This is a genomic window from Duncaniella muricolitica (assembly GCF_910574735.1).
In the GTDB taxonomy this organism is placed as follows: domain Bacteria; phylum Bacteroidota; class Bacteroidia; order Bacteroidales; family Muribaculaceae; genus Duncaniella; species Duncaniella muricolitica.
Genome location: NZ_CAJTCF010000124.1, coordinates 1 through 6,503, shown reverse-complemented (window position 1 = coordinate 6,503; position 6,503 = coordinate 1). Strand labels below are relative to the sequence as shown.

Below are 6,503 nucleotides of genomic sequence, written 5' to 3'. Positions count from 1 at the left end.
TGTGTTCAGCCGAGCGATACTAATCGCCCAAACCCTTTCTTAGGGAGACATCCCTTAAAACATGTAAAAGTTAAAGCTACAAAATAGCGACTTGGCTACAAGGCAGTCCTACGGGCTAATCGTTCAAGAAAGCCTTGGGTCGACGAAGTGATACGTCGGTTGTTGCAATGAGTGAATGATTTGTCGCTTTCCAGACACTCTCTTAACCTTATACAGCGCGTCGGTCATAGACCTTCAGCGACTGCGAACAAGCTTAAGGTGGCCATAGCGTGAGGGCTCCACCTCTTCCCATTCCGAACAGAGAAGTTAAACCTCACCACGTCGATGATACTGCGAAAGTGGGAAAGTAGATAACCGCCCCTTCCGTCCGCCCGGACTCCTTCACAGGAATCCGGGCGGACTTTTTTTATCCCCACTCCGCACCCCGCCATACCCGGGGAGGAGATACAAAAGTTTCATAAGTTTAAAAAGATACAAAAGTTTTTTTATTCCAATGCATAAATCGGTTGCTTCAGTATAAAATTTATTTGGATCCTCACGCATCAGTCTCCATGATTCATCGCCCATTGTTGTCGATGGAGCATTCGCGTGTATTCTTCCGTATGGGGAGTCCGCAGGACGCTGATTGGGTTGTAAGCGGGGACACCGAAGCGCAGCGGAGCTATGCCCGTACAAATGGCTCCAACACAGGAATGGTGTACGAGAGGACGCCGATTATAGGGCGATGGTAGGTTGTCAGGATAGCTGCCGCTCATTCTGCTGGGTATCTGATATCGTTTGAAAGTTGAAAAGGGCAGATGGATATTGCCGGCATGATTGCATGCCTATGAGGTGTGATATATCGTTACTGTTATATCGCCTATATTTATTGTATTGTTATCTTTTCTTGCTGTTTTCTTGCTATTCGTTACCGCATTTTGTTGCTGATTTTGTTAATAATTCAGTAGTTGTAACATATTTGTAATAATTTGTCTTGTTGGCTAATGTTTTGAATCACAATTGGGTAAGTGTGATATTATGTCTTATTTCAGCCTTAGAACATTTTTTAATATCACAAATTATGCTATTGGCTGCTAAGGTTGTAACTTTGAATTGTCGGAAGGAGACAAGCCCGGCCGACGGACTCTGCATCATCTGACAATCCTAAACGTTCAACTTTTAACGTCGATTACTATTATGGCAAACAAGGAATTTGAAGCAAAATTGATGAGCCTCCAGGGCAATCTGCTTAACTTTGCCTACATGCTCACTTCCAACAGGGATAACGCATATGACCTGCTCCAGGACACCACGCTCAAGGCTCTCGACAACGAGAGCAAGTATGTGGACAACACCAATTTCAAGGGGTGGGTGTTTACCATAATGCGCAACATATTCATCAACAACTATCGCCGCACCGTAAGGTCGCAGACGGTAGTTGACCAGACCGAGGATTTATATCACCTGAATCTCTCTCAGGATTCGGGGCTGGAGACTCCCGAGGGCTCTTATGGCGCATCGGAGATTACTTCAGCAATCAATGCTTTCCCCGAAGAATATCGCGTGCCGTTCTCTATGCACGTGGCCGGTTACAAATACAACGAGATTGCCGAGAAGATGAATCTTCCGCTCGGCACCGTCAAGAGCCGCATATTCTTTGCAAGAAAGAAACTCCAGGCCCAGTTTGCCGACTATCGCTGATGCGAGTCGGAGCCGTGTCTGTGACGACTGTATCTTCCGGATATTTTAGAGATTTCCACATATATACACTTTTTTAAGGATCAGTGTTGCCGCTTCTGTGAAGAATCGGACTCCGATATAGAATGATTGGTAAAATATGAATGATTGGTAAATAAGATTAATAGTTTTGGTAGATTATTTAAGCTACCGTTAAATGTACGATTTCTGAATAATCTTGCCACCGAAATGAGATGTTTCGGTGGCTTTTTTTGTTTCAATATGGTTGCGTTAATGTAAATTGTAACAAAATTGTAACAACTTAACGGGTGTATTAATTGTTTGTACATTAACGCTATGTATGGCTATGTGCGAGAGGGGTGCGTGTGAAGCGTATTCTTTGGCTCGAAATAATTCGCAGGCCGATGTGAATTTGGTAATTTTGTGTTTGATAATGATATTTTACCCTAAAGACTGTTAATTATGGCATCAAATGATTATCGCAACAAGCTGATGAGCCTTCAGGGCAATCTCATGAACTATGCGTTCATGCTTACATCTAACCGTGAGATGGCTCGTAAGCTTTTGGACTGTACGACAGAGACTGCACTTGAACAAAGGCCCGAAGCCGTGGATGATGCTTCGTTAAAAAGTTGGGCGTTCTCGATCATGCGTAGTATTTTCACTGCGGAGTTTTCACGTAAGAAGACCGAGCGCAGGGTGTGTGCCGACGTATATGCCGTAAGGCTTACCACAGGCACACAGGCTGTGGCCGGAGTGCCTCTCGAGGGCACTTACAGGTGTTCTGACGTGACAAGTGCATTCGGTGAGCTTGGCGATGACTACCGTCGCACGGCTGAGCTTTATTTCGCTGGCTACACTATGGTCGAGATAGCATCGGAGATGAGTCTCCCCATGGCTGTGGTAAAAAGTCGTGTCGCCTACTGCCGCTCGCGTCTGCGTGAGGCTCTTTCGGCCTGACGGCTGAATACCGGTGTGCCGGTCTGTTGCCGGTAGTCAGCCCGGAGCGGCACGCCATATGAATGAGAAAACGCATCGGCCTGTCGGCTGATGCGTTTTTTTACATTCAAGAGTGTCGGGCGAGGGGAGAAGCAGCTTATGCTTGACCTGACGTCATATTATTTCTTCTCAGCGGGCTTGGTATAGCGGGCGTTGAGACCTTCGATTACTTCGTTGGTGATGTCAAGTTCAGGGTTGAAGTATACGCCTGCGTTCTTGTAAAGGATGGCGTCATACTTGCGTGTGGCATTGTATTCCTTGATAAACTTCTCTATTGAATCGTTGAGCTGTATCTGCTGCTGGCCGAGATCGTTGTCAGCGTTGCGGCTGAGGTTGGCGAGATAATTCTCGGCGTCCTGCTGCATTTTCTGGAGCTTCTGCATGTCGGCGTTGTAGCTTGCCTCGTTGAGATAGCCGTTTGAGCGGGCTTTCTGCTCGATTGAAGCGGCAAATTTCTGTATCTCCGAGCCCTTGGAGTTGCGGGCGTTGTCGATGCGCTGCACTGCACGCATTGTAGCGTCCTGAAGGTCTTTGGCAAACTGATAGTGAGCGAGCACTGAGTCGCCGTCGATATAGCGGATGTTGATTGTTGTCGCGCCATCGGCCGGTGTCGCTGCTGACGCAGGTGTGGCTGAGCTCTTGTCGGCGGCGGGGTCGCCTCCGCATGCAGTAGTGCTCAAGGCCAGGATGCCAAGGAGCAGCGAGGAAGCTGACATTGCTAACTTTTTCATTTCAAGAATCGTGTGTGATAATGTGAAAATATAATTATTTTTTAGTGTTTCATTGAGGTGGCGGCGGCCGGCTACATGTCGCGGTGACAGCCTACACCCCGGCGGCGCAGCTCGCTGTTGTCGTGAGCGTGGCCTGACGGAAATTGCCCTCCTTTAACAAACAGAGCCTTTACTCCGAGCAGCACGACTGCTATGCCGAGAAGGCCGGCGGCGAGGGCTATGGATAGGAGTGTTGTCATAGGTTTGGGTAATTTTCCACTGCAAAAGTAGCAATTTTGGCCTAATAATAGTGCTCATATCAATTTTATTTTATAATTTAGTGGTGCAATTAAGCATTTTTTATACTTAGCTAAACTCTTTTTAACATCAATTTATATATCATGGAAATTAAAGATTTGCAGCCCCAGGCTGTCTTTTCGATTTTTGACGAAATCACCCGCATTCCGCGTCCTTCCAAGAAGGAAGAGAAGATTCGTGCCTACCTTCTTGACTTTGCCGAGAAGCACGGCATAGCCTCCAAGACCGACGCGATCGGTAACGTCGTGCTCAGCATACCCGCCACTCCCGGTCACGAGGATGCCCCTACCGTGATACTTCAGGGGCACATGGACATGGTGTGCGAGAGCAATGACAAGAGCTTTGACTTCACCACACAGCCCATCCCCGCCTATGTCGACGGCGAGTGGATCAAGACCAAAGGCACCACGCTCGGTGCCGACAACGGCATAGGCATGGCCGCCTCGCTGGCTATCCTTACCGACAAGAGCTTCGAGCACGGTCCCGTCGAAGCCCTCTTCACCATGGACGAAGAGACAGGCATGACCGGTGCCAACAATCTCGGTGCCGACATGATCAGCGGCTCAATGCTGCTCAACCTCGACTCGGAGGACGACGCCGAGATATTCGTAGGCTGTGCCGGCGGCATCGACACCCAGGCATTCTTCACCTACAAGCGTTCGTTTGCTCCCAAGGACTTCCTCTACTTCCGCATCAACGTCGAAGGCCTCAACGGCGGACACTCGGGCGGCGACATACATCTGGGCCGCGCCAATGCCAACAAGCTCCTCGCCCGCTTCCTCTTCCGTCTCTCCAACCAGCACGAGGTCGTAGTCTCCGAGATCGACGGCGGCAACCTGCGCAACGCCATCCCCCGCGCCGCACATGCAGTCATCGGCGTCCACACCTCCAACAAAGAGAACGTGCGTGTGCAGCTCAACACCTACATCGCCGAGCTCGAAAACGAGTATGCCGGTCTCGAGCCCAACCTCCGTATGGGCATGGAGAGCGTCGACGCCCCCGACTTCACCATCGACCAGGAGACATCGCTCAACCTCATCCGCGCCATCTACTCCGCACCCCACGGCGTCGTGTCGATGAGCCGCGACCTCGAAGGCCTCGTCGAGACATCGACCAACCTCGCCTCGGTCAAGATGGCCGCTGACAACACCATCGTCATCACCACAAGCCAGCGCAGCTCAGTAGAGTCACGCAAGCACGACATCGCAGCCCAGGTCGAAGCCCACTTCCTCCTGGCAGGCGCACGCGTAGAGCACGGCGAAGGCTATCCCGGATGGCAGCCCAACCTCGAGTCGCCCATCATGAAGATCACACGCGACGCCTACAAGGAGCTTTACGGCATCGAGCCCGCCATCAAGGCCATACACGCCGGTCTGGAGTGTGGACTCTTCCTCACCAAATATCCCCATCTCGACATGGTGTCGTTCGGTCCCACCCTGCGCGACGTCCACTCCCCCTCCGAGCGCATGCACATCCCCGCCGTAGAGCGGTTCTACGGACAGCTCAAGCGCACACTCGAGAAGGTGGCCGAGCTCAAAAAGTAAGAAAAAGCAGTGATAATTTGAGGTTTAACTTACTTTAACAATCATAGCCTCACACACCCTGTAATGAACATTTCGGGGCCTGACGGAAGGATTAAAACCGTCAGGCCCCGAGTTTTTTCGCTTGTGAATGAAATAAATAGCCCTCTGCAACGTTATAATATATAGAACATTCTCTTCTTATCCCGCCCGGATCACGTGTAGTGCCCCCGAGCGGCGAATGTTCGTGATGAGTTATCCCCCTCTGCGCCGCGACAGGCGCGCAAGGGAATTGTAGAACTAAACCGAATCATATGCTTCAACGTGCAGCCCTGCTCGCAGCATCGGTAATGATCTCCTCAGTGATTTTCACAATCAGTGGCGACGGCACCACCCCCTCGTCAGAGATCCCTGAAAATACCTCACCGACCGCTCTTGCACAACAGCTCACTGAGCCAACCGACACCATCCTCACATTGACTGAAGAAGACTTCCGGGAAGTCGCCCTGCGTCTGGGCGTGGAAGTCGCCGCCATCAAGGCCGTAGTAGAAATCGAAGCCGGCCGTACTCATGAGGGATTCTCTGCCCCCGGCACACCTCTCATCAATTTTGACCTCACAATGTTCAGGCGATTCGCCACACGCCGCGGGGTCAATCTCTCCAAATACAGCAAATCACATTCCGTGGTGTTCAGCTCCCATCGCGGCTCGCAGATCAAAGCCAACCGCCGCCTGGAGGCCGCCAAGTCCATACACCCCCATGCCGCCGTCGAAGGCACATTCTGGGGCATGTTTCAGATAGGCGGATTCAACTGGAAAAAATGCGGAGCCGAAAGCATCGACGACTTTGTCGACAGAATGTCACGCTCCGAGCGCGACCAGCTCGAAATGTTTGCCGAATTTATCACCACCACCGGACTGCTCAAGCATCTGCAAGCCAAAAACTGGGCCTCTTTTGCCCGCGGCTACAACGGCCCATCCTATGCCCGCCGAGCCTACCACACGCGCATGGCCTCGGCCTATGCCCGCCACAAAAAGCTCGAGCCCCCCTGTGAAGAAACCCCTCAGCCCGCAGCCTGACACCACTTCCCGCACAGGCGTCCGCAGGCATCCGCCCCCGCACCGGCATCCCACGCCCCATCCCGCATGGGCGTCCGCAGGACGCAGATTAGATAGTAACCGTTTACTCTGACCTGCGCAAGGATTTTAGATAGAAATTAGTGTAAAAATATGTTAATACTCAATTTTTAATCTCGGGTCTCTTGGCAGGTAGGCCGGGT

8 protein-coding genes and 1 rRNA gene are annotated in these 6,503 nt (G+C 51.2%); 6 read left to right on the top strand and 3 right to left on the bottom strand.

The features are described from left to right. Positions 1–254: 254 nt before the first annotated feature. The 4 genes from rrf (at position 255) to QGT73_RS16690 (ending at position 2,637) form a co-directional block, all read left to right on the top strand. Positions 255–363, top strand: a 5S ribosomal RNA gene (gene rrf, locus QGT73_RS16705). 188 nt (positions 364–551) lie between these two features. Then, a complete protein-coding gene (locus QGT73_RS16700) occupies positions 552–731 on the top strand; it encodes a hypothetical protein (RefSeq protein ID WP_280123184.1) in 180 nt (59 codons plus the stop codon). 445 nt (positions 732–1,176) lie between these two features. Next, positions 1,177–1,680 carry an RNA polymerase sigma factor gene (locus QGT73_RS16695; RefSeq protein WP_123616941.1) on the top strand — a complete coding sequence of 168 codons (504 nt, stop codon included), beginning with the start codon at positions 1,177–1,179 and terminating at the stop codon, positions 1,678–1,680. A gap of 459 nt (positions 1,681–2,139) precedes the next feature. Then, positions 2,140–2,637, top strand: coding sequence for an RNA polymerase sigma factor (locus tag QGT73_RS16690; protein ID WP_280123183.1), 498 nt, complete (start codon positions 2,140–2,142; stop codon positions 2,635–2,637). On the opposite strand, the gene QGT73_RS16685 is transcribed toward QGT73_RS16690, so the two are convergent. From QGT73_RS16685 to QGT73_RS16675, 3 genes are all read right to left on the bottom strand, one after another. Then, positions 2,598–2,747, bottom strand: a complete 150-nt coding sequence (locus QGT73_RS16685; RefSeq protein ID WP_280123182.1) for a hypothetical protein — start codon at positions 2,745–2,747, stop codon at positions 2,598–2,600. The two genes, QGT73_RS16690 and QGT73_RS16685, sit on opposite strands and share 40 nt — an antisense overlap. Positions 2,748–2,795: 48 nt before the next feature. After that, positions 2,796–3,407, bottom strand: a complete 612-nt coding sequence (locus tag QGT73_RS16680) for an OmpH/Skp family outer membrane protein (RefSeq protein ID WP_280123181.1) — start codon at positions 3,405–3,407, stop codon at positions 2,796–2,798. Between the two features lie 71 nt (positions 3,408–3,478). Beyond that, positions 3,479–3,646 carry a hypothetical protein gene (locus QGT73_RS16675; protein ID WP_280123180.1) on the bottom strand — a complete coding sequence of 56 codons (168 nt, stop codon included), beginning with the start codon at positions 3,644–3,646 and terminating at the stop codon, positions 3,479–3,481. 141 nt (positions 3,647–3,787) lie between these two features. On the opposite strand from QGT73_RS16675, the gene QGT73_RS16670 reads away from it, so the two are divergent. Continuing rightward, positions 3,788–5,248 carry an aminoacyl-histidine dipeptidase gene (locus QGT73_RS16670; RefSeq protein ID WP_280123179.1) on the top strand — a complete coding sequence of 487 codons (1,461 nt, stop codon included), beginning with the start codon at positions 3,788–3,790 and terminating at the stop codon, positions 5,246–5,248. A 290-nt stretch (positions 5,249–5,538) separates the two neighbouring features. Then, positions 5,539–6,303: an N-acetylmuramidase family protein gene (locus tag QGT73_RS16665; protein WP_280123178.1), complete on the top strand. Its 765-nt coding sequence runs from the start codon at positions 5,539–5,541 to the stop codon at positions 6,301–6,303. The last annotated feature ends 200 nt before the right edge of the window (positions 6,304–6,503 follow it).

Excerpts from the sequence above, each read along its gene's own strand:
- QGT73_RS16700 (WP_280123184.1), top strand. The coding sequence starts at position 552 with ATGATTCATCGCCCATTGTTGTCGATGGAGCATTCGCGTGTATTCTTC.
- QGT73_RS16690 (WP_280123183.1), top strand. The coding sequence starts at position 2,140 with ATGGCATCAAATGATTATCGCAACAAGCTGATGAGCCTTCAGGGCAAT.
- QGT73_RS16665 (WP_280123178.1), top strand. The coding sequence starts at position 5,539 with ATGCTTCAACGTGCAGCCCTGCTCGCAGCATCGGTAATGATCTCCTCA.
- QGT73_RS16675 (WP_280123180.1), bottom strand. The coding sequence starts at position 3,646 with ATGACAACACTCCTATCCATAGCCCTCGCCGCCGGCCTTCTCGGCATA.
- QGT73_RS16680 (WP_280123181.1), bottom strand. The coding sequence starts at position 3,407 with ATGAAAAAGTTAGCAATGTCAGCTTCCTCGCTGCTCCTTGGCATCCTG.
- QGT73_RS16670 (WP_280123179.1), top strand. The coding sequence starts at position 3,788 with ATGGAAATTAAAGATTTGCAGCCCCAGGCTGTCTTTTCGATTTTTGAC.
- QGT73_RS16695 (WP_123616941.1), top strand. The coding sequence starts at position 1,177 with ATGGCAAACAAGGAATTTGAAGCAAAATTGATGAGCCTCCAGGGCAAT.